The sequence below is a fragment of the Variovorax sp. R-27 genome (assembly GCF_049913215.1).
GTDB lineage: Bacteria > Pseudomonadota > Gammaproteobacteria > Burkholderiales > Burkholderiaceae_C > Variovorax.
This window is the reverse complement of record NZ_CP183984.1, coordinates 714753-736297: the sequence shown is the minus strand read 5'-3', so window position 1 is coordinate 736297 and position 21545 is coordinate 714753. Positions and strand designations below refer to the sequence as shown.

Below are 21545 nucleotides of genomic sequence, written 5' to 3'. Positions count from 1 at the left end.
GCGGGACTCACCTTGGGTTTTGCGCCATGTCCACTATCTCGATGCGTCCTTCTTCCAGGTCAACGCGGCTTCGCATCAGGAACTCCAGCGGCACGGGCTGTGCCCACAGCATGCCGCGTATCTGCAGGCCGATGCTGTTGTGGGAGTCCAGTGCCGGGCCTTCCATGACGAGTTCCACTTCGAGTGTGCGGGACAAAATGCGCGGCTCGAACTGCAGGATTGCGTTCTTCAAAGCCTGTTCCATGCTGACACGCTGCACCGACGAGGTGAACTGGCCAGACAGCATAGGCAATCCGTAGTTGATGACCGAGCGCGCCGCATTCGGGTATTGCTTGTCGTCCATCGAGAGGCCGTAGCCGGTGGCGTTGAACAGCCAGCCGAGGTCGCGCAGCACGGCCTGGCGCAGCGCCTGCTTGGTCAGCGTGCGCTTCTCGTCGCCCTCGCGCTTTTCGTCGGGTGCGTTGTCGACGAGGCGATCGAGCAGCGAGGGCTGCAGCCGCTCCTGCGCGGTGAGCTCAGCCATCGACGCTGCCCTCGGCCTCTCCGGCCTCTGCAACGCTTTCGCTGGCCTGCGTGAACAGGATCTCGCGCACGTCCATCAGCGCGTACTCGCCCGCGTCGCTGCCGAGCACGCGCTGGCCGTAGCCGGCCCAGACTTCGGGGCGCAGCTCGCGCCACTCGGTCTTGCGCGCGAGACGCAGCTCGCCGTCTTCCACCTTCTCTGTGCCCTCGTAGCGCGTGGGAATCAGCGCAAGGGTTTCACCGCCGTTCTCGAACTGCAGGTGCGCGGGCATCCACACGCAGTCGCGCAAGTCTTCGGGCGGATCGATCTTGATGTGCGCGAGCCGCGCGTACGGAATCCAGTAGTACTTGCCGTTGACGAAGGCTTCGAGCACCGGGCCCAGTCGCATGTCGGCATCGGCCAGCCATTCGAAGGGTGCGCCGTCGATGGTGCCGCTGATGGCGGGCGCGCCGTCGAAGGCGCGCTGGCGCAGGTCCTCGGCCAGTTCGCTCTCGCCGCGGCCCTGGCGCAGCAGCGACTCGATGAGCAGCGCCAGCCATTGGTCGGGCTGGCCGAAGATCATGGGCGTGCGCGTGCCGGCGAACACTTCGGCGCGCAGGCCCTCGCAGCGCACGGCCTCGCCGTAGACCTGTTTCATGGGCACGGCCAGCGCGTCGAGCTCGGCCGCAACGGTCAGCTGGTTGAGCGCGCGCTCCCACTGCCCGAGCACGCACAGCAGCTGCGCCATGAACACGCGGTGCTTGCTGTCGGAAGGCTTGGCGCGCACGTCGTCGCTCAGGGCCTTGAGGGCGGCGGCCGGATCGGCGGCCTTGAGGAATTCGGCGGCGGTCGTCATGGTGTGCGGCTCCTGGGTGGGGTGATGAGGCTCAGGCGCGGGTGAACTGGCATTCGCGCACCGCGCCGCGCAAGCCGGTGGTCTTCTGCGGTGCCGACTTGACCTTCACCGTGCGGTAGCTGATGGAGATCAGCTCCGAGGGCACGCCCCAGTGGCCGCCGGAGTTGAGCACCAGCCGGCAGATGCGCGCGTTCTCCAGCACCAGCTCGAAGGTCGACTGCGCATCGGGCGAGCGCTCGTCGCCGCCCGACTTGAAGGCGCTGATGACGACCTTCAGGTCTTTTTCCTGCGCGCGCAGCAGGCTGGCGATGGTGGCGGTGGCCGCATCGCTGCGACGCGCAACGATCAGGTTGTTGGGCACGACCTGGTTCTGGCTGGAAGACTCGGGCACCTGCACCGACCAGTAGTAGCCGCCGATGTTCATGCGCGCCTTGCCGTCGTCGAAGGGGCGGTCGAGCTCGCCTTCGACTGGCGCACCCTTGTTCTCGATCAGCATGACCAGGTCGGTTTCGGCTGAGCCGGTGCCGATCAGTTCGTAGAACCGCTGGGCGTCTTCAGGGCTCCAGGAGCCGTCGTCTAGAAATGCCATATCACCTCCGGAAATCGAAACAGGAAAAGGAAACCGTGATCTCGGACCGCGCTGTCATGGCCGGGCTCCGCCGTCCGCTGCGCCGCTGCTCCTGCGCAGCAGGGCCGCGAACACCTGCCGCTCGCCGCTCTCCGCCGGCGGCTGGCCACCGCGCACGCGCACTTCGGACACATCGGTCTGCGCATAGGCCACGCCGAACAGGCGCGGCGCGCTGTAGGGCGTGGCGGGCACTGCCATGACCAGCAGGCGCGCGTCGCCGGCGGCATCGAGCCACGGCAGGTCGAAGCGCTTGACCGAGGGCTGATCGGGCGTGCCGCGCTTGAAGCGGTTGGTTTCGCCGACGAGCTCGTCGGGGTAGACCGACTGCAGGTTGCCGCGCGCGTCGATGCCGGCGATGACGAGGTCGAGCGAACGGCCGCTGGTGTTGCGCACGTTCAGGCGCAGGCGCTCGCCGGCGCGCAGCGAGGGCAGCGCGTTCGCCGCTTGGGCCTGAACTTGAACGATGGGCGTGCTGCGCAGCATGCGGTCGGCGCTCCACACTTCGAGCGCGGCGTCGAAGCCGTCGAGCTGGCCGTCCTTCCCGTGGGCCTGCAGCTGCGCGAGCCACTTGAGCTGTGCCAGTGCCTGCAGGCGGCGGCGCAGCGCGGCGGTGTCGGGCAGCACCACGGTGGAGACAGTGGCGCCGAACAGCGGCGAGAGCAGTTCGAGGCGCTGGCCCGAGGGGCCGAGGTCGGTCCAGCGCACGTCGGCGGTGGCCGCATCGTCGGTGGGGCGGATCGCAGCCGGGTAGTCGAGGCTGAGGCCGGCGGGCAGCGGCTTGTCGGCGCGCACGCGCAAGGCGGTGGCGGCCGGTTCACTCATCGGCGTGACGCTCCAGAACGCAGCGCCCGACACATCCTTCAGCGCCGCCGGCACGGCCAGCCACGCGCCGCCGAGCTTGATCTGCGACACGGTGGCCGGTGCGCTGCGCACGGCGCCGTCTTCGAGCGTGGCGAGCACGCGCAGCTCCTGCTGCTGCGCGAGGCCGTCGAGCAACCCGGCCTTGATGGCCAGGCTGTCGCCGCTGCGTTGCGCGCGCCATACGGGGCGCGTGGATGCGGGCGCGCCGCTGTTGGCGAACAGCGGCGCATCGAGGTTGCCTTCGGCCACCGGAGACGGCAGCTCGCGCGTAGGAAAGCGCTGCGCGAGTTCGTCGATGACCGGCGGGTACTGCGCGAGCACGCCGTCGAACAGGTCGCGCCAGGTGGCGGGCTTGCGCGACAGCGCCTCGACCACGGCCCAGGTCAGCAGGCCCTGCGGCCGGGCATTGCGCCCCTTGCGGGGCAAGCGCAGCTCGGGCGTGATCTGGTGGCTTTCGGACGCGAAGAAGGCGACGTAGCGGGCGCGGGGCACGGCTTCGGTCGGCACGGGTGGCGTCTGCGGTCGCGCGGGTGGTGCCCCGCCGGTCAATTGCGTCACGCGCAGGCCGCGCCAGCGCACTTCGTCATCGGGCGGGCCTTCGGCTGTGGCGGGTGCATCGGCCGTGCCGCGCGTCATGGAGTTGGCCGAGCAGGTGTCGAACACCGAGGCGACGAACACGTTCTTCGCCAGGAAAGACTGGATCCACGCATCGAAGTCGACGTCGCGCAGGTCGCCCGTGAGCACGTTGTCGCTCCCGAGCGTGCCGCGCACGTCGCGCGCGAGAAAGTTCTCCGACAGCCCATCAGGCTCCTGGTAGCGCTTGGCAATGTCGCGCAGGCGGGTGCCGTGGCCGGAGAAATACAGCAGCACGAAGTCGCCGCTCTTCGACTGCGCGAGCAGCCTGGCCAGCGCGTCGTGGATGGCTTGCGATTCTGGCAGCGCGGCGCCGCTCACGCCGTCGGCGAGTACTGCGATGTCGGGCGCCGCGAAGCCCTGCCTGAGCAGCGCGTCGCGCATCAGCATCACGTCGTTGCGAGGCGCCTGCAGCCACAGCGCCTGCGGCTGGTTGACGAGTTCGGAGACGCCGACGAGCAAGGCGCGCTGGGTGGCGAAGGCCAGGGTGCAGCAGGCGAGCAGCCACAGCACGAGCAGCACCTGGAGAAAGCGCAATTGCGTGACGCCCTTCCCCTTGGGCCGCAGGTGAAGGTGCAGACGGGCGGCATGCCCGAAGGCCGCGGCGCGTGTCATGGCCGCTGCTCCCCAGCCGGCCCGGCTGACTCGACCAGCGGCGAAGCCGCGAGCACCGCCAGCGCATCCACTGGCTCCGGCACCCGCAGCCGCCATACGCCATTGCCACCCGGATCGCCCGGCCCGCCCACCACGTCGGCCGATATCGATTGCAGCAGCCGGTCGGCCTCGTCCATGCGCACGCCGGCTTTCCAGCGCACCACCAGGTCGGCGCGCGCCGGCGCGGGTGCGGCTGGCACGTCGCGGAAGCGCACCTCGTCTTCCTCGGGAGCACCGCGGCCGCCGAGCAGCCCGACGTTCTGGATCACCACGAACAGCGCCAGCACCGCGAAGGCCGGGCGCGTCCAGCCTTCCGCGCCGAACCAGCGGCGGATGCTGCCCCACCAGCCGCCTTCGGGCCTGGGCTGCGGCCGTGCAGGCGATGGAGCGGGAGAAGAAGAAGCCTCGTCGCCCTGCGGCCGCGTCAGCGCCCTCCCCAGCTGCAAGCCCACGTCGCGGTACAGCTCCTGGTAATCGGCACGCGGGTCCTGCGGCCCGAGCGGCGTGCCCGACAGCACCGAGAACACACCGCCCACGCCGCGCAACGCGATGCGCCCGGGCTCCGGCGCAATGGCGAGCGATGCGTGCGCGGCCCACTCGTCGTGCACCGCGCGGATCGCGGCGAGCCGCGTGGCCGAAACCTCGCCGAGCACGCGCGCGCAAAGCTGCGGAGCAGGTGCCAGCGTGAGCACGTTCCAGGCCTGGATCACGCCGAACATCGGCTCGAAGGGCTCGTCGTCAGGCTCCAGCAGCACGTCGAAGGCAGATGCCCAGTCGGCCTCGCCGGCGGCCATCCAGCCCTGCCAGAGATCGCCCTGGATGCAGCGGTCGAGCAGCACGCCGAGCAGCCGCCCTTCGTGCACCACGCTGACAAGGCGGCCCGGCGCCCAGCGGGCCGGAAAGGCGCGCTGGGCGACAGCCTCGCGGCGCCGGGCCAATTCGACAAGAGGCAGCAGCAGGTCGGATGCGGCAGGCGCCGGGGCCGGTGCTGCGCCCGTTGGAGGGGACGTGCCCGGCATGGCCACGGTGGCCGTGCCGGGTGCGCTGTCCGGCGCATCGTCGGGCACGGTCGCGCCGGTTTCCAACGCGTGGCGGATCACGCTGAGCGGGGGCCAGAGGTCGTGGGTCATGGCGTCTGTTCCTGAATGGCTATGTCTTCAGGCATAAGACGCTTCAGCACCGAGGATTTTGAAAACCTGCAGGATCGCGGCCATGTTGTCGGGCTCGATGGCGATGCCCAGCGTCTGCTGGAGCCAGCCGCCGATCCGGGTTTTGGCGTAGTCCGCGGTCAACCCCTCGCGCTTGTGCACGAGGCCGAGCCGGCCCGCGCGGTAGTGATAGGAAGCAATGGCGTGGCGCGAGGCAATGCCCGACAGCCCGCCCTCGGCCTCCTTGCCGAAGCCCTCGCACAGCAGCAGGCGCTCGGGCTCGGGCAGTTCGGCGATGAAGGCGCGCGCGGCCACTTGCACGGCCTGCGCACTCAGGCCGTGCTCGGCCAGGCAGCCGTCGAGGTCTTCGCCCGCGCCGATCTCGTCTTCGAGCTGCGCCTCGGTGATCTGGTCGCCGATGGAGAGCTTGCGGCGGAAGGAGCTGGCGCGCGTGCAGTCGATGAGATAGCGGCGGAAGTAAGCGCACAGGGCAAAGGCGGTGGAAGGCGCGCTGTGGCTCGCGCGCTCGTCGGCTTCGTCCGGGTCGGCATCGAGCCGCAACACCTTCACATAGATGAACTGCGCCACCAGCTCCTGCCGGCCCTCGCCCAGCACCTGCAGCTCTGGCGGATTGCAGGCCACCAGCGCATCGCCCACGATGCGGTACATGGCGCCCATGTCGTTCGGGGACAGCGTCTGCCGCCGCCGCCAGAGGCGGACGAGCTCACTGCTTTCCGCGGACGAAAGGGTTTCCTGCATGAGGAGTCAAGGCGCCCGATCGATCAGTCGTCGACGCAGCTGCCCTCCGAAGGCACCAGGCACTGCGGCAGGTTCGCGCCCACCGGCCCGCCGCGCGTGCGGATGGCCGACGACACCGCGGCCTGCGCAACGGCCAGGCCGCGCGGCAGCAATATCCACAGCTGGCCGCGCTCCTTCATGCGGCGCGCGTTGGTCGCGGCCTGCTGGCCGTTGCCGAAGAAATAGTCGGCCCGCACCGCGCCGCGGATGGCGCCGCCGGTGTCCTGCGCGATCGTCAGGCGCTGCATCGGCGCGCCGCTGCCGGGCGTGCGCGTCGACACGAACACCGGGTAGCCCAGCGGCGTACTGCGCGGATCGACGGCAATCGAGCGCCCCGCCGACAGCGGCACGCCGAAGGCGCCCACCGGGCCGCCCACGGGCGAGGTCGATTCCTTGAAGAACACATAGCTCGGGTCCTTGATGCCCGAGCCCGACACCGCGCCGGCCGCGCGCCGCCCCGGCACCACGACCGGGCCGCTGGCAACGGGCCGCGCGAGCGTGAAGCCGCGCGTGCGGATGGTGCCGCTGTCGACCGCGCCGACGTCGTCGTCATCGCCGTCGTCAAGCTGCAGCTCGATGGACGAGCCGCGCACCTTCACCGGACTGCGCGGCTTGCCGTTGGAAGCCTGCGCCAGCGTCGGGCGGAAGGGCTGGCCGTTCTGCTCGGCGTAGGCGACACGAACGATGTCGCCGTTGGCCAGCTTGATGCGGCCCGAACCCTGGATCTGCATTTCGTACAGCGCAGTGGCGCTGCTCACGAAGGCCAGCACCTTGGCGTTGGGCGCGCCCTTGGTCTCGATTTCTTCGCGCGTGTAGTACGGCAGCAGCTGCTTGCCCTCGACCCGCAGGCGCACCTTGCGGTCGAGCGTGTCGCGCGAGATGGCCGAGAGGTCGAGCGCAAAGAGGCCCGGCGCGCCCATGTCGCGCGTGCTGAGACCGGTCTGCACCACCACGTTGCGCCCTTCCACGCGGGCCGCCACCGTGCCGTTGCCGGCGGGCAGCTTGCGCGCATCGGCGAACAGCATGTCGTCGGGCTGGCCGTACACGGGGTAGATGAAAGGCGCGCCGTACTGGCGGGCGCCCGCGATCTCGGGCTCGAAGTAGCCGGTGACCACGCCGTCGGGCTTGCGATCGTCGTCGCGAATCTGGTAGGCCGAGAACTCGCCCTCGAAGAAGCCCCGGATGGCGTTGTTGTTCTTGCCGTCGACCTTGAGCGCGCGGTCGCACACCTCTTTCCATTCGGCGCCGCGCCCGGTCAGCACCTTGCAGCTGCCGAGAAAGGCGGGCCAGCTTTCGGAGAAGTCGTCGCGCGACCAGCCCGGCACCGAGTCGAAGCCAACCGAGGTGTAGGTGGCGAGCTGGGTCGAGAAGGTGCGCGCCTGGCCGGCCACGCTGGCGCCGGTCGGCGGTGGGCGCGAGGCGCTGCTGCTCGTGCCGGCGGTGTCGGTCGTGGCCGCGCCGGTGCCCGTGGTGGCCGGTGGCGGGGCGGTGCAGCCCGCCAGCGAGGCGATGACGGCAACAACGGCTGCAGTAGCGGCCCACTGGAGCACGTAGTTGAGGCGCTGTTGCAGCTGCTGTTGTCGTTGCTGCTGCAGTGCTTGCGAAGTGGTCATGAAAGTCTCCTTGTCCGGAAAGTGGCGACCCGAAGGGCCAACGCTCTACAGACGATTACTTCTCGACGATTTTGAAATTCCCGACGCCATAGACGTCGTTGCACGGGGCGCCGGGTGCGCACACGGGTTTGCCCAGCAACGGCGAGGGGCCGGTACCGCGCGTGGCTTCGAGCGCGGCCAGCACCGGCAGCGGGAACACCGGGAACACGCCGTCGTTCTGCACGCCGGCGGCGCTGAAGTCGCGCTCGTGCTCGCTCACGAGCACCGCGAACTGGTCGGTGCCGGCCGGGCCGCCCGCGTCCATCGGCCACGAAGCGCGCGGCAGAGAAAGCGAACCGCCCGCGGTGATCTTGTTGTACTTGTCGAGCAGGTTCGGGAACAGCAGGAACATCTCACCGCCGCTGGACAGCAGGAACACGTAGACAAAACCTTCGCGCTTGCTGCGCACCTCGAAGGCAAGGCGGTCCTTGCCGATGGCGACTTCGGCCTTCTTCGGCGTGGCCGTCACCTCGAAGCCGGGCGCGGCGCCGGTTGCGAGAGATTGCAGCGATTCGGCGGGCGTGCGCGGGGCCGGAGGGGGCGGTGGTGGTGGCGGCGGTGCTGGAGGAGCCTCTGCGATCTTTGTGTCGGGTGGCGGGGCCGGCGTGGTGGTGACGACCTTCTTGTCATCGGCGTTCGTGTTGCCGCCGGTGCGGCCCTGGAACCACCACCAGCCGCCACCGGCCGCGGCTGCAAGCACGGCGACCGATACGAGTGCGGCGACGGTCTTGTTGCTCTTGCCCCCGCCGCCGGTGGGAGCGGGCGCGGGCGCCGGTGCCTTGCCACCTGCCTTGCTCTTTCCGCTCGCGATGACTGTCGCAGCGTCGGCGTTGCTGTTGCCGCTGCGCGCACCCGAAGGCGGCTGCGTGCGCGGCGTCGGCGCGATGCTGTGCCCCACTTCGAGATCGAGCGCGGCTCGCAGCTCGGCCATCGACTGCGGCCGCTGCTCGGGCCGCACGCCGAGGCCCGCGTCGATCGCCTCCAGCAGCCGCAGGCTGTAGCGCTGCCGCAGGATCTCGTTGCCCGCAAGCGGTACATAGCTGTCGGACAGCAGCCGCGCCACCGAAGGCGGCGGCGCGCGACCGCACACCGCCACGTGCATCACGGCCGCGAGCGCATACACATCGGTCCACGCGCCCTGCGACATGTCGGGCATCTCGGCGTACTGCTCGATGGGGGCGTAGCCAGGCTTGAGGATGACGGTGATCGCCTGGGTCTTGTCGGTGATCACACGGCGCGCGGCGCCGAAGTCGAGCACCACCGGGCGGCCCGAGCCTTCGAGCAGAATGATGTTGTCGGGGGCGATGTCGCGGTGGTAGCAGTTGGCGTTGTGCATCACCGCGAGCGCCTGCGTGACGCCGTCCATGATGCGGATGAGCCATGACTCGTCTACGCCTGCGGGGATGGCTACCAGGGCCTCTCTCAGCGTGTCGCCTCTGTAGAAAGGCATGACCATGTAGGTGGTGCCTTTTTCTTGCCAGAAGCGGTAGACCTTCAGGAGCGACGGGTGGTCGAACTGGGCGAGCAGGCGGGCTTCGTTGATGAAGCTGCGCATGCCCAGGTCGAAGGTTTCTCTGTGGCGTTCGGACAGGGGGACTACTGTGCCGTCGTTCTGTCTTGTCGACAGTGACGTGGGGAGGTATTCCTTGATTGCTACTACGCGTTCCAGCGTGTGGTCCCACGCCTCGTAGACGACGCCGAAGCCGCCTTGGCCTATGACTCTTGTGACTTCGAATTCGGCCAGGCGGCTGCCTACCGGGAGCAGGCCGGCGTCTGTGCTTCCCGTGGCGGGGCTGGTGACTGGGGTAGCGCCTGCGGTGATTACGGTCGCGGCCGTGTCGCCGGTTGTTGTTGTCGGCTGACCAGGCTTGGGGACTACGCGGGTGCGGTCGTCGTTGGAGTCGGTCATTGACTGGCTCCTTTGTTGAGTGTTTGCTTCCCGAGGCCGGGTCTCGGCCCGGCGGCCGACCTACTTTTCTTTGCTTCGCCAAAGAAACGTAGGCAAAAGAAAGGCGACCCCACTGTCTGCGACCCCTTCGCTGCGCTACGGGGCAACCTGCGGTGCTCGCGTTTCGCGGGGTCTCGCCCAAACTCGCTTCGCTCAGACAAGGGCGAGCCCTGATCCGCGAAACGCTGCGCTCCTCGGCGCAGCCAGAGGAGGGTGGAGGCAACACGGGCCTTTGCTTCGCTTGGCCTCCAAGCGACTGCAGGCGCGCAGCGCCTGCAGTCGTACCGAGCCGAGCGCAGCGATGGCCAGTTGGTTCCCCAATCCCTTCTGGCTGCGCCGAGGAGCGCAGACGTAGGAGGGATCAGGGCCGCAGCTGTTTGAGCGAAGCGAGTTCTGCGGACCCCCTCCGGAGTCGAGCACCGCAGGTTGCCCGTAGCGAAGCGAAGGGACGCAGACAGTAGGGTCGCCTTTCTTTTGCCTACTTTTCTTTGGCGAAGCAAAGAAAAGTAGGTCGCCCGCCGGGGCGAGACCCGGCCCCGGAAAAACAAACGAGAAGAGGCCTTCATCTCACCCCTCCTCCGCAAACCCGAAGAACAGGGCTTCAAACTGCTCATCCCGAGGCAACCCAGTACAGAGCATCCGAACCCCATGCTCAGCAGCAGGATCACTCAGCCAAAGCGACGCCCCCGCCAGCGGCAATTCCAGCGAATCAACACTACTCTCACGTCCGTCAGCAGAAGCGCCATCAACAAACAGCCGATGCAACACCGCATCAAACCGCAGCGCATCCAGATCCCCATCAAGCCCTTCCAACGCAGCCTGCGTAGCATGAGCCCACCACTGCAACGCCATAGCCAGCGCCTCCCCCTGCAGTTGCCCGGAAACGGACCGATCGAGCTCCATAGCCAGGGCAAACGGAAAGTACCGCCCCACCCCATCGACAGAAGGCATCAGCACCCCGATCCACGCCTGCTCCCCCGCCACCTGCCGCCCCAGCGCAAAGCACCAGATAGGCGCTTCGAGGTATCGCTCAGTCCAATCCGCATGCCGATCCCGCAGCCGGGCCATGCCCCGCTGCAGCCATTGATCCCACACGGCACGAAACGCCTCAGGCAGCCGCCGATGCGCAAAATCCCCCATGCCCGGCAACTTGCCGAACCACCCCGGCAACGCAGTCGAGGCAAAGAGAGGCGAAGGTGAAGAGGCCGCCTCGTTCACAGCCCCTCCGGACAAGAAAACTCCCGCAGCTCACGCAACCGGATCGGATGCTGCACGCTGTTCGTCGTCACCTCGAAGCGCGTCTTGCGTGCACCGATCTGGAAGGTGATGAAGAACTTCTCAGGCGCATCGCCGGCCTCGAGTTGCCCGTCGTCGAGCGCACGGAACAGCGCCCACGGCCCATCCACAGCCGCACCCGAGCTGCCAGTGGTCGAAGGCGGGCTGACCTGGATACGCACCTGGTTGCTGCCCTTCGGCCCCGGCCACTGCACGGCCATCGGCACCACAGGCCCGTGCGCGTACTTCACGAGCTGGCCATCGACGTCGAGGATGAACTGGGTGATGCCCGCATCCATCTCCACCGGCTTGAAGTCCAGCCGCATCGATGGCCCACGGCCACCGCCGCGGAAGAAGATGTCCTTGATGCGCGCGGCCCGCTCGAACTGCGCGAGCGCCTGCGTGGTGATGGCGCCGCGTTCGGCCACGGGCTTGTAGCGCCACGGCTTGGTGCTGGTGTCGACCAGCGCGGCCAGGCGCTTCTGGAAGAAGTCGTCCATCAGGCCACCGGGGCCGAACATCTGGCCGAAGTCCTCGGGCAGCACGTCGCGCTTGCTGGTGCTCACGAAGGGATAGCGGCCCGCGATGGCGCGCGCGCAGAACTCGGCCACGGGGCGCAGGTCCTGGCTCAGGTTGCCGCGCTCCGCCGTCTGCGCCTGCGCGGCGCCCGACTGGCTGAGGTTCTCGACCATCGAGCGCACCGGCTCTGGCAGGCGGCCCGCATCTGACTTGAGCTTGCCGGCCACGTCGCCGGGCGGTGGCGAGGTGCGGCCCTTCACGGCCGTGTCGACCGCGTTGAGGTACACGTAGACCTCGTTGAAGAGCTTCAGCGCATCGTCGATGGGCGCGGGTTGGTTGGGTCCGCCGGCGGTGACGAGGCGGCGCAGCGACTCGAAGCGGTCGTCGACGATGCTCTCGATGCGCTTGCCCGGGGCCACCTGCCGGCCGGGGTCGCTGCCGAACAGGTCTTCCAGGCCCTTGCGCGTGTTGCGCACCGTTTCAGTCGCCTTGCTGACGACGTCCTTGTTGGCGTCGGCCGCCGGGATCAGCGTGGTCTGCTTGACCACCGCGCGCAGGAAGTTCGCGAGCGGGGAATCGACGCCCGAAAGAATGCGCGCGGTCTCGATGTTCTTCTCCAGCCCGGTGGCGCGGATCAGTCGCACGTCGGCGAGCAGTGCTTCCCACTGCTTGACGTATTCCTCCAGATACAGGCGGCGCACGCGATCGGTCAGCGCGCCGAGCGCGGCCACGTCGCGCAGGCGGTCGGCTGCGTTGCGGTCTTGCCCCAGCACCCACGGGTCTTCGTTGGCGAGCAGGCCGGTGAGCACGGTCACTTCGTTCTGGAAGCGCTTGTGATAGCCGTCGTAGGTGAACATGCCCGGCACGCCATCGGTCAGCGGCTTGCCGCTGATGCGCTCGAACACCAGCGGGCCCGAGGGGCCGGTGGCAGTGGCCACGCTGAAGGCCGGAATGTCCTTGGTGGCGCGCTGGCGCTTCAAGCGGCTGAACACGCGCTGTTCCAGCGGGTAGCTCGCGAGCACGGCGCGCACGCTGCGCACCAGGTTCTCGTCCATCTTGAGCGGCGAGCGCGGCGGGCCTTGGGCGATGAGCACGTCGAGCTGGTCTTCGAGCGCCTTGCGCTGGTCTTCGGGAATGCCTCGGTCGAGGTTGCGCGACCAGTCGAGCGTGATCCAGGCCTTGAGCGCCTCGGCATCGAAGTGCTCGGGCTGGTAGAGCATCAGGTAGCTCTTGAGCGCCTCGTACGTGTACTCGAGGTTGTCCTTCTGCGCGGTGCGCAGCTGGTCTTCGATGCGCTTGGCGATCTGCGGCAGGAAGGCGTCGTTGAGCGCGCGCTGGTGCGTGAGCATGGCGGCGGCGTCGAGCTTGTCGCCCTGGTAGAGGCCCAGCGTCATCGACAGCGGCTCGTCGCCCTGGTGGTTGTCGGGCGTCTTCCAGATGTCGCGCAGGCTCTGCAGCACGGGCGCGACCTCGACCAGGTTCTGCACGCGCGCGGGCAGCGCCGCGAGGTTCTGCCTGGCGGGCTCGACGCGGGCCTCGACCGACTTCAGGTAGTTCATGTTCTGCAGCGTGCTGTAGCCCCAGGCCGCGAGCAGGCCGACGGTGACCAGCGTCATCGCCGTCACGCCGATCACGCGCAGCGTGTGGCGGCGGCGCTCCAGCTTCACGTCGGCGCCGGCGAGGCGCTGCTCGGGGAACACCACTTCGCGCAGCAGCGAGGTGAGGAAGTAGCTGCGCCCGCTCGACTTCTGCGGCGCGAGCATGGCGCGCTCGATGCCGAAGCTGCGCGCGAGGCTGCCCATCACGCGGTCGATCGGACTGCCTTCCTGCGTGCCGCTGGTGAAGTACACGCCGCGCACCCATGGCGGCTGTGCAAAGCGCGAACCGGTGAACACCTGCTCCAGCAGGTCGGACAGCAGCGAGCCGATGGAGCCGAACTGCGCCGGAAAACCGAAGATGGCCGCGCGGCGCGTGCCGTCGGTCTCGCGCTGCATGCGCGCGATGAGGCCGTCGTTCACGCGGTTGTGCAGCAGCGCGAACTCGCGGTTGAAGGCCGTGGAAAGGCCTTTCTCTTCCAGCTGCACGTTCTCGTTGGCCGGCAGCGTGAAGCCGAAGACCTGTGCGCGCTGTTCCTTGCCGAGGTCGTCGAAGTAGTCGGTAAAGCCGTAGAGCAGGTCGCTCTTGGTGACGAGCACGTACACCGGCAGGCGCGTGGTGAGCTTGCCGTCGAGTTCGAGCAGGCGTGCGCGGATCGAGGCCGCAAGCTGGGTGCGCGCCTCGGGGCCCTGGCTCAGCAGGTCGGCCACGCTGACGGTGAGGAACACGCCGTTCAGCGGACGACGCGGGCGCGCCTTCTTCAGCAGGCCCAGGAAGCCTTCCCATGCGCTCTTGTCTTCCGACTGGTGGCTGTCCTGCGTGGTGTAGCGCCCGGCGGTGTCGATGAGCACGGCCTCGTCGGTGAACCACCAGTCGCAGTTGCGCGTGCCGCCCACGCCACGGATGGCGCCGGGGCCGAACTTCTCGGCCAGCGGAAAGCTCAGGCCCGAGTTGACCAGCGCCGTGGTCTTGCCCGCGCCCGGTGCGCCGATGAAGACGTACCACGGCAGGTCGTACAGGTAGCTGCCGCCCGAGATCGACATCCAGTCGCGCAAGCCGGGCTTCTTGCCGGCGGCATGCAGGCGCATCTGCTTGAGCGTGGCAACGGCTTCGCTGAAGCGCGTGTCGAGGATCTTCTGCTCGCCGTTGACCGGCGCATCGGTCTTCGCGGCCGGCGCCTTCATGAGGCCGTCGGTCAAATGCTGGCTCGCACGGCGCGCGCGCCAGCGGCGGTACAGCGCGCGCAGCACCACGATGAGCACGATGACGCCGATGACGATGGCGCGCGTCATTTCGCTTTCGAGCGGCGCGAGCGAGCCGATCTTCACCAGCGGGCCGATCCACCAGATCAGCAGCGCGACGACGATCAGCGCGAGCAGTGTCAGCAGCAGCGGGCTGAACAGGAAGCCGAAGATTTTCTTGATCATTTCGTCGCTCCTGGTACGGGAGCAGCCGGTGTGGCAGCAGCGAGCCGGTCGGGTTCGGTCAGCAGCACGATGTCGACGCGGCGGTTCTTCGCGCGATTGGCGGGCGTGTCGTTGGCGGCCACGGGCTCGGCGTCTGCCTTGCCGTCGGAGCGCATGCGCGCCGGGTCGACCAGCGTCGTCAGCGCGCCCTTCACCGCATCGGCCCGCGCGGCCGAGAGGTGCCAGTTGGAGGGATAGCGCAGCGAGCGGATCGGCTGGTTGTCGGAGTGGCCGGTGATCAGCACCTCGCCCTTCACCTCGGCCAGCGCCTGGCCGATGCGCCGCAGCACGGGCAGCGACTGCGCCATCGGCTCGGCGCTGCCGGAGCCGAAGAAGGAGTCGCCGCGCAGGCGCACCACGCTGCGGTCGGCCTCGTCGGTCACCGTGACCAGGCCCTGCTTGATCTCGGGTTCGAGAAAGCGTGCGAGGCGCGGCGTCTTCGCCGGCAGGGCGGGCGGCGCGATCTGGATGTTGGGCGCGCGCAGGCTCGACACCGCGGCGTAGGTGGTGTCGGAGCGGTAGTTGAGCGTGAGCCGCAGGCCGAACCATGCCAGAGCCAGCAAGAGCGCGAAGCCGGCCGCGAACACCCACAGCGGCAGCGACTCGCGCAGCCGCACCGTGCCCGCGCCCTGCCCGCGCCAGTGCGGAGAAAGCTCGGGCTCGACGGCCGGGCGGTCCTTCGCGATCAGGTCCGCGAGGCGCTGGCGCACCGAGTCGAGCTGCGCGCGGCCGTTGTCGACCACGCGGTAGCGGCCTTCGAAGCCGAGCGCGAGCACGCTGTAGATCAGCTCCAGAAGCTGGCGGTGCGTGGGCACGTCCTGCGCAAGCTTGGCAAGCAGCTGGAAGACTTTTTCGCCGCCCCAGGTTTCGTTGTGGAACTGCACCAGCAGGCTCTGCTTGTTCCAGCCGGCCTGCACGCCCCACGGCGTGTTGGCCACGGCTTCGTCGAGCGCCGTGCACAGCACGTAGCGCGCGGCGAGCACAGATTCATTGCTGACGCCGGCGCGGCGCGCATTGGCATCGAACTGGTTGACGGCGTCGGCGGTGGAGGCGCGCAGCGCCGGCACATTGGGCGGCTGCGCAAGGTTGCGCAGCTTGCCGATCAACACCAGCAGCTTGCCGGCGGCGGACACCAGCGGGTTGAGCAGGCCGAGCTCGCCGACGTCGGCGGCCGGCGTGGGATCGGCACCGCCGAAGAAAGGCGCCGGTGCCGGCGCGGGCGGCGTGCCGCCGGGCGTGCGCGGCTTGGGCTTGATGACCGTGCGTTCCGACTCGAAGGCGGCGAAGGGGTCGGGAGGTGTGCTCATGATGGTGTTCCGTTTCCGTCAGCCCGGTGTGGCTAGGAACGAATGGCCCAGAACGCGAGGTCCAAGCCCGGGAAATCTCCGGCGATGTGCATCGCGATGCCGCCGGATTGCTCGAGCTGGCGCCACAGGTCGCTGTTGCGCGTTTCGAGTTCGAAGTAGTTGGCGCCGGTGTGGAAGGGAATCTGCCTCGGCGCGACCGGCATCGGCGTGAGCGTGACCCCCGGCAGCGCGAGGTTGACGAGGTCGCGGATGCGCTCGACCGGGCCGATCTTCACTTGCGTGGGGAAGCGCGCGCGCAGCGCTTCGCTGGGCATGTTCGCATTCACCGCGAGCACGAAGGTCGCCTTGCGCTGCAGTTCCACGTCCGTCACCATCGCCACGCGCACGCCGTGCTTGCGGTCGTGCAGCTCGATGCGGATGGCCGATTGCTCGAACACCATCGAGAGGCTGCGGCGCAGGTCGTCCATCACCGGGCGGAAGCTCAGTGCAAGGTCGTCGTGGATGTAGGGGCCGAAGCGCGCGACGCGGCGCGAATCGCGAAAGCTCGAAAGGTCGCCGGCCAGCCCCAGCGCATGCTCGAAGAAATGCTGCGGGTGCAGCATCGCGCTCTTTGCCAGGTGCGCAAAGATGGCCTCGTTGCGGTTCACGGCCTGCAGCAGCATGAAGTCTGCGATCTCGGCCACGCCGCCGGTGCCGCCCTGCGTCATGCGGCCCGCGAGCGCTTCGCCGCGCTGGCGCAGCAGGCCCAGCAGTTCGTCGAGCCAGGCGCGGATGACGGCATGGCCGGCCACGTCCAGCAGCGGCGGCAGCATGGCGCGGTCGAGCTGCACCTGGTTGTCGACGCGGCGCTCGACCACGCGGGCAACGCCGATGGTGGTCCAGGCGTCGGTGGCTTCGCCGGCGCGCATCAGGCGCGTGTGGAGCTGGCCCAGCTGCAGCATCGCCGTGCGCTCGCCGGCGGTGTTCGAATCGGGCACTTCGGATTCGAGCACGCGGTGGCGCACCAGCTCTTCATATTCCTCGGCGTCGGCCTCGCGCGCACCGGCGCGGCGCAGCGGCAGCGCGAGCACCACGGCCTCGTCGCGCATGGAAGAAGGAATGTCGATGGGCTCGGGCAGCGGGTCGACCGCCGGCATGTCGAAGACCGTGCCGTCGCCGAAGACGCCGACCGCCCGCACCAGCGCCAGCTTGCCCAGCGTGAGCGCGGCCGGGTCGATCTCCAGCTCGGCAAAGCCCCAGGCGTAGGGGGTGGTCGAACGCAGGAGCACATGCCTCGCATGATCGGCATGACGCTCGCTCTGCTGCAGGTGCTGAGGCTGCAACAGCATCCCCTCGCTCCAGACCACTTTTGTTCGCCAACTCATCCGCACTCCGTCAACGGCAAGGGTGCCTGAAAGAAACACGAAGTTTCCGGCGCGGGGGACGGGAGGCAAATCCGCCTTAAGGCCTAGCTAATGGCCTAGGCAGGGGGATTTGGAGCTACGGCGAAGGGACTAGGTTGAGAGCCGAACCGGGCGTTCAGCGCGCCGGAGCCGCGCGCAGGATCTCGACCTGCTCCGCATATGTCTTCTCGATGCGCTGCAGCCGCTGTTCGCGCGCCGCGTCATTGACCCACGAGGCGGCCATGGCGCGCTGCTTGCCCAACTGGTGCTCCAGCCGCGCCTCCGGCAGCAGCGCGCTGTCGTCGGCCGCAACGTAGCCGTAGGCCGCGCGCAGGGTCTTGAGCACTTCGCGCTCGGCGTCCGCACGCGGCCCCTTGCCCTTGCCGTAGCCGGTCAGGAAGTTCTGCAGCCGCGCCTGGAACTCGGGCGGGAAGTCGCGCCGCACCACCATCGGCGCGCCGGGCGGCGGCTCCGATTGCCAGACCACCTGCAGCCGCTCGGCCTCCACTGGGAACTGCTGGCGAAAGCGCTCCAGGTCGGTGGTGTTGTTGGTTGCCACGTCGGCGTCGCCGTTGGCCACGGCCAGTGCGGTGGCCTGGTGGGTGCCGACGAATTCGCTGCGAAAGCGTGTCTCCATCTCGATGTTGTTCGGCAGGAAGAGCTGGCTCTGCGGCACGATGAAGCCGGTGACCGAACGGCTGTCGCCGCGCGCGAGCCGCCATTTCTCCGGCTGGGCCAACACGGCTTCGAGGGTGTTGAGCGGCCCGGCCTTGCGCACCAGCAGCACGGCGCGGTGCTCGGGCACGCTGGGGTGCCGCGCGATCTGCGCCACCACCTTCATGCGCCGCTGCATCACGGCGTCGAGCGCCATCTTGGCCGAGAGGAAGGCCATGTCGATCTCGTCGCGGCCGATGGCGCGGTCGAGCTCTTCGTAGGTGGGCACCGAATAGGCGCTCACCGGAATGCCGAGGCTGCGGCTCATGTCGGCCATGAGCGGGGTCCACAGAGCGCGCGACTCGACGGTGCCGCCCAGCGGCAGCACGCCGAAGCGGATCATCCTGATCGGCACCGGCGCGGCCTTCTCTGCTGTCTTTTCGGATGATGCGGCGGCGCCCTGCGCCATGGCCGGCAGCGGCGCGGCCAGCATGGCCGCGAAGGCCAGCACCAGCACGGCAGCCACGCGCCAGGCCTTCGTCGTCACGGTGTCACGTCCTTGAGCACGCCGACCTGTTCTGCATAGCCGCTCTCGATGCGCTGCAGGCGGGCTTCGCGCGCGGCGTCGTTCACCCATTGCGCGGTCATGGCGTTCTGTTTGGCGAGCTGGTAGGCCAGCTTGGCCGCGGGCTGCAGCGAGCTGTTGTCGGCGGCCACGAAGCCGGCCAGGTCGTGCAGCGACTTGAGCACCACGCGCTCGGCATCGCCGCGCGGCCCCTTGGCGCGGCCGTAGCCGGTCAGGAAGGCCTGCACGCGCTTGCGCAGCTCGGGCGTGTATTCGCGGCGCACCACGATCTGCGCGTGCGGGATCAGGTCCGACTCCCACAGCACCTGCAGCCGCTCGGTCTCGGCCGGAAAGCGCAGCTTGAAGCGCTCGAAGTCGGCCGTGTTGTTGGTGGCCACGTCGGCCTCGCTGTTGGCCACGGCCAGCGCGTTGGCCTGGTGGGTGCCCACGATCTCGCTGCGAAAGCGCGTCTCCATCGCGATGTGGTTCGGCAGGAAGAGCTGCAGCTGGGGCACGATGAAGCCCGACACCGACTGCTTCTCTCCGCGCGCCAGCCGCCAGCGCTCGGGCTGGTCGAGCATGTTCTTCAGCGAGTTGAAGGGCGGCGCCTTGCGCGACAGCAGCAGCGCGCGGTAGCCGGGCAGGCCGTCGTGCCGCACCACCTGCGCCACCACCTTCATGCGGCGCTGGGTCACGGCGTCGAGCGCCATCTTTCCCGAGAGGAAGGCCATGTCGACCTCGTCGCGCTGGATAGCATGCTCCAGCGCCTCGTACGAGTTGACCGACAGCACGCTCACCGGGCGGTTGATGGCGCGGCTCAGCTCGGCCAGCAGTGGGTCCCAGTCGCTGCGCGACTCGAAGGCGCCTCCGAGCGGCAGGATGCCGAAGCGGATCGGCCCGTCCGGCGAAGGGGCGGCCTGGGCCGAGGCCCACAGCGGAAAACCCATGAGCAAGGCCAGTGCCGCCGCTCGGAGGACACCGGAGAAATCGACGAATCGGCGCATGGAAGCCTGCATTTGTGGTCCTAAAGAGATAGGGCCGTTGCGCATCGGCGGGTCTAACATGGGCAGCGCGGACGCCATTAAATATCAATTGCAAGCAATTTTTGTGATGTTTTTCCTGTCTTCCCGGTTCCGGACCGGCCTCCTAAGCTCGGCGCCCATGCGTCCGATGCCCCCATGAACTGGAACTTCCGCGTCCTGCGCGGCCTGGCCCGCCTGACCTTTGCCCAGCAGCTGATCCTGCTGGCGCTGGTGCCGGCGGCGCTGGCCACGGTGGCGGCCATCACCGTGCTGACGCGGCAACACCTGGGCAACCTCACGGAGCTGATGCGCGCCAATGCGCAAACGGTGGCCCTGCAGGTGGCCACGGTGGCGCAGGCGCCATTGGCGCGCATGGACCGCCGCGCGCTGGCGCGCACCGCCCAGTCGGGCACCTACCAGCCCAACGTGCAGCAGGTGCAGATCTGGACGGAAGACGGCGAGATCGTCGCCAACTCCGAAACCGTCGACCGCGCCCGCGCCGACGGCCTGCAGGTGGTGGTGCCCATCGTGGGCGACGACGGCCGCCACAACGGCCAGGTGATGGTCGAGATGAGTCTGGCCGCGGTGGAAAGCGCGCGGCGCTCGGTCTGGTTCAACGTGGGACTGGTGCTGGCGATCAGCCTCTTCGGCGTGAGCCTGGCAGGCTGGTGGGCGGCGCGGCGCATCAGCGAGCCGATCCGCGCGCTCGGCAAGGCGGTCGACCGGCTCGGCGCGGGCGAGGACGCGAGCGTGGCCATCGAGGGCACCTCCGAAGTGCGCCACCTGCAGCACGGCTTCAACCAGGCCGCGCGCGCGCTCGCGGAAAGCCACCGGCTGCTGCAAAGCCGCATCAACGAGGCCACGGCCGAGCTGGCCCGCAAGAACCAGCAGCTCGAAGTGGCCAGCCAGGCCAAGACCCGCCTGCTGGCCGCCGCCAGCCACGACCTGCGCCAGCCGCTGCATGCGCTCACGCTTTTCTCCGACGGGCTGGCCAACGGCGAGCACGACCCGGTGAAGCTGCAGCGCATCGGCCACATCCGCGAGTGCGTCGATTCGCTCGACCGCTTGTTCTCGGAGCTGCTGAACTTGTCGCAGCTCGACGCGGGCGTGCTGCAGCCGCAGTGGATCGACTTTCCGCTCGACCGGCTGTTCGATGAAATCAGCCGCAACTTCCGCCCGGTGGCCGAGCAGCAGTGCCTGCGGCTGGTGGTGCGCAAGACCGACATGTGGGTGCGCTGCGACTACGTGATGCTGTCGCGCATCCTGAACAACCTGGTGTCGAACTCGCTGCGCCACACCATCGAGGGCGGCGTGCTGATCGGTGCGCGGCGGCGCGGCAGGGGCGTGCGCATCGACGTGGTCGACACCGGCGTGGGCATTGCCGCGCAGCACCAGGCGCGGGTGTTCGAGGAGTTCTACCAGGTGGAGCCCACCGGCCGCCAGGCGGCGCGCGGCGCGCGCGGCATGGGGCTGGGCCTGGCCACGGTGCAGCGCCTGGCCGAGCTGCTCAACACGCGCGTAGAGCTGAGCTCGAAGCTGCACAAGGGCACCTGCGTGCGGGTGCTGGTGCGCTCGGCCCCGGCCGCACTGCCGCCGGCGGCGGGGTCGCAGGCCGTTGCCGCCATCGAGGAAGAAGAAAGCCTGGCCAACGTGCGCATCCTCGTGATCGACGACGAGCGCACCATCCTCGAAGGCCTGACGGTGGTGCTCTCCAACTGGGGCGCCGAGGTGCTGCCCGCACAGACCCGCGCCGAGGCGCTGGCGCTGGCCGACACCTGGGAGCAGCCGCCCGACGTGGTCATCAGCGACCTGCTGCTGCAAGGCGGCGACAACGGGCTCGACGTGATCGCTGCGCTGGAGCGCCATCCGCGCGGCATCGGAGTCGGCACCGCGCGCCTGCTCGTCACCGGCGAGACCAAGCCCGACCGCCTGCGCGAAGTGGCGAGCGCAGGCATCACGGTGCTCTACAAGCCGGTGTCGCCGCGCGTGCTGCGCCAGGCCATCCAGACGCAAAGGGCCGTCGCAGCCCTCGCGGTAGGTGCGTAGGTAGTCCATCGGACATAGGCCGTGCGGCTGCCA

Annotated in this window: 15 protein-coding genes; 1 reads left to right on the top strand and 14 read right to left on the bottom strand. The window is 68.9% G+C overall.

Annotated features, from left to right (window positions below):
* Positions 1 to 7 precede the first annotated feature (7 nt).
* The 14 genes from tssE to phnD (ACN9MV_RS03280) all read right to left on the bottom strand — a co-directional run bounded on the left by tssE (position 8) and on the right by phnD (ACN9MV_RS03280) (position 19460).
* Positions 8 to 523: a type VI secretion system baseplate subunit TssE gene (gene tssE, locus ACN9MV_RS03345; RefSeq protein ID WP_093058744.1), complete on the bottom strand. Its 516-nt coding sequence runs from the start codon at positions 521 to 523 to the stop codon at positions 8 to 10.
* Positions 516 to 1358, bottom strand: coding sequence for a type VI secretion system accessory protein TagJ (locus tag ACN9MV_RS03340; protein WP_426391297.1), 843 nt, complete (start codon positions 1356 to 1358; stop codon positions 516 to 518). The genes tssE and ACN9MV_RS03340 overlap by 8 nt, the downstream gene beginning before the upstream one ends.
* Before the next feature lie 31 nt (positions 1359 to 1389).
* Positions 1390 to 1947, bottom strand: a complete 558-nt coding sequence (locus tag ACN9MV_RS03335; protein WP_093058742.1) for a type VI secretion system tube protein Hcp — start codon at positions 1945 to 1947, stop codon at positions 1390 to 1392.
* A gap of 54 nt (positions 1948 to 2001) precedes the next feature.
* The gene (locus ACN9MV_RS03330) at positions 2002 to 4095 is read right to left on the bottom strand and encodes a caspase family protein (RefSeq protein WP_426391296.1); all 2094 of its coding nucleotides are present in this window, start codon (positions 4093 to 4095) and stop codon (positions 2002 to 2004) included.
* Entirely contained in the window at positions 4092 to 5264 is a 1173-nt protein-coding gene (locus ACN9MV_RS03325) for a hypothetical protein (RefSeq protein ID WP_426391295.1), read from the bottom strand. The genes ACN9MV_RS03330 and ACN9MV_RS03325 overlap by 4 nt, the downstream gene beginning before the upstream one ends.
* Before the next feature lie 27 nt (positions 5265 to 5291).
* The gene (locus ACN9MV_RS03320; RefSeq protein WP_093058740.1) at positions 5292 to 6041 is read right to left on the bottom strand and encodes a hypothetical protein; all 750 of its coding nucleotides are present in this window, start codon (positions 6039 to 6041) and stop codon (positions 5292 to 5294) included.
* 23 nt (positions 6042 to 6064) lie between these two features.
* Complete coding sequence (mltA, locus tag ACN9MV_RS03315) at positions 6065 to 7693, bottom strand: murein transglycosylase A (RefSeq protein WP_426391294.1); 1629 nt, start codon at positions 7691 to 7693, stop codon at positions 6065 to 6067.
* 55 nt (positions 7694 to 7748) lie between these two features.
* Complete coding sequence (locus ACN9MV_RS03310) at positions 7749 to 9641, bottom strand: serine/threonine-protein kinase (RefSeq protein ID WP_093077072.1); 1893 nt, start codon at positions 9639 to 9641, stop codon at positions 7749 to 7751.
* Between the two features lie 606 nt (positions 9642 to 10247).
* Entirely contained in the window at positions 10248 to 10898 is a 651-nt protein-coding gene (gene tagF, locus ACN9MV_RS03305; RefSeq protein ID WP_093054223.1) for a type VI secretion system-associated protein TagF, read from the bottom strand.
* A complete protein-coding gene (gene tssM, locus ACN9MV_RS03300; RefSeq protein WP_093077069.1) occupies positions 10895 to 14497 on the bottom strand; it encodes a type VI secretion system membrane subunit TssM in 3603 nt (1200 codons plus the stop codon). Before tssM ends, tagF begins: the two co-directional genes overlap by 4 nt.
* Positions 14494 to 15843: a DotU family type VI secretion system protein gene (locus ACN9MV_RS03295; protein ID WP_093077067.1), complete on the bottom strand. Its 1350-nt coding sequence runs from the start codon at positions 15841 to 15843 to the stop codon at positions 14494 to 14496. Before ACN9MV_RS03295 ends, tssM begins: the two co-directional genes overlap by 4 nt.
* 32 nt (positions 15844 to 15875) lie before the next feature.
* On the bottom strand, positions 15876 to 17207 hold the full coding sequence (gene tssK, locus ACN9MV_RS03290; protein ID WP_093077066.1) for a type VI secretion system baseplate subunit TssK: 1332 nt from the start codon (positions 17205 to 17207) through the stop codon (positions 15876 to 15878).
* 154 nt (positions 17208 to 17361) lie between these two features.
* The gene (gene phnD / locus ACN9MV_RS03285) at positions 17362 to 18348 is read right to left on the bottom strand and encodes a phosphate/phosphite/phosphonate ABC transporter substrate-binding protein (protein ID WP_426393141.1); all 987 of its coding nucleotides are present in this window, start codon (positions 18346 to 18348) and stop codon (positions 17362 to 17364) included.
* Positions 18349 to 18422: 74 nt separating this feature from the next.
* Positions 18423 to 19460 carry a phosphate/phosphite/phosphonate ABC transporter substrate-binding protein gene (phnD, locus tag ACN9MV_RS03280; protein ID WP_426391293.1) on the bottom strand — a complete coding sequence of 346 codons (1038 nt, stop codon included), beginning with the start codon at positions 19458 to 19460 and terminating at the stop codon, positions 18423 to 18425.
* A 162-nt stretch (positions 19461 to 19622) separates the two neighbouring features.
* On the opposite strand from phnD (ACN9MV_RS03280), the gene ACN9MV_RS03275 reads away from it, so the two are divergent.
* The gene (locus ACN9MV_RS03275) at positions 19623 to 21512 is read left to right on the top strand and encodes an ATP-binding protein (RefSeq protein WP_426391292.1); all 1890 of its coding nucleotides are present in this window, start codon (positions 19623 to 19625) and stop codon (positions 21510 to 21512) included.
* Positions 21513 to 21545: the final 33 nt, after the last annotated feature.

Coding starts and splice junctions, on each gene's coding strand:
- ACN9MV_RS03320 (WP_093058740.1), bottom strand. CDS start 6,041: ATGCAGGAAACCCTTTCGTCCGCGGAAAGCAGTGAGCTCGTCCGCCTC.
- phnD (WP_426391293.1), bottom strand. CDS start 19,460: ATGCAGGCTTCCATGCGCCGATTCGTCGATTTCTCCGGTGTCCTCCGA.
- mltA (WP_426391294.1), bottom strand. CDS start 7,693: ATGACCACTTCGCAAGCACTGCAGCAGCAACGACAACAGCAGCTGCAA.
- ACN9MV_RS03275 (WP_426391292.1), top strand. CDS start 19,623: ATGAACTGGAACTTCCGCGTCCTGCGCGGCCTGGCCCGCCTGACCTTT.
- ACN9MV_RS03335 (WP_093058742.1), bottom strand. CDS start 1,947: ATGGCATTTCTAGACGACGGCTCCTGGAGCCCTGAAGACGCCCAGCGG.
- phnD (WP_426393141.1), bottom strand. CDS start 18,348: ATGGCGCAGGGCGCCGCCGCATCATCCGAAAAGACAGCAGAGAAGGCC.
- ACN9MV_RS03340 (WP_426391297.1), bottom strand. CDS start 1,358: ATGACGACCGCCGCCGAATTCCTCAAGGCCGCCGATCCGGCCGCCGCC.
- tssK (WP_093077066.1), bottom strand. CDS start 17,207: ATGAGTTGGCGAACAAAAGTGGTCTGGAGCGAGGGGATGCTGTTGCAG.
- ACN9MV_RS03325 (WP_426391295.1), bottom strand. CDS start 5,264: ATGACCCACGACCTCTGGCCCCCGCTCAGCGTGATCCGCCACGCGTTG.
- tssM (WP_093077069.1), bottom strand. CDS start 14,497: ATGATCAAGAAAATCTTCGGCTTCCTGTTCAGCCCGCTGCTGCTGACA.
- ACN9MV_RS03310 (WP_093077072.1), bottom strand. CDS start 9,641: ATGACCGACTCCAACGACGACCGCACCCGCGTAGTCCCCAAGCCTGGT.
- tssE (WP_093058744.1), bottom strand. CDS start 523: ATGGCTGAGCTCACCGCGCAGGAGCGGCTGCAGCCCTCGCTGCTCGAT.
- ACN9MV_RS03295 (WP_093077067.1), bottom strand. CDS start 15,843: ATGAGCACACCTCCCGACCCCTTCGCCGCCTTCGAGTCGGAACGCACG.
- ACN9MV_RS03330 (WP_426391296.1), bottom strand. CDS start 4,095: ATGACACGCGCCGCGGCCTTCGGGCATGCCGCCCGTCTGCACCTTCAC.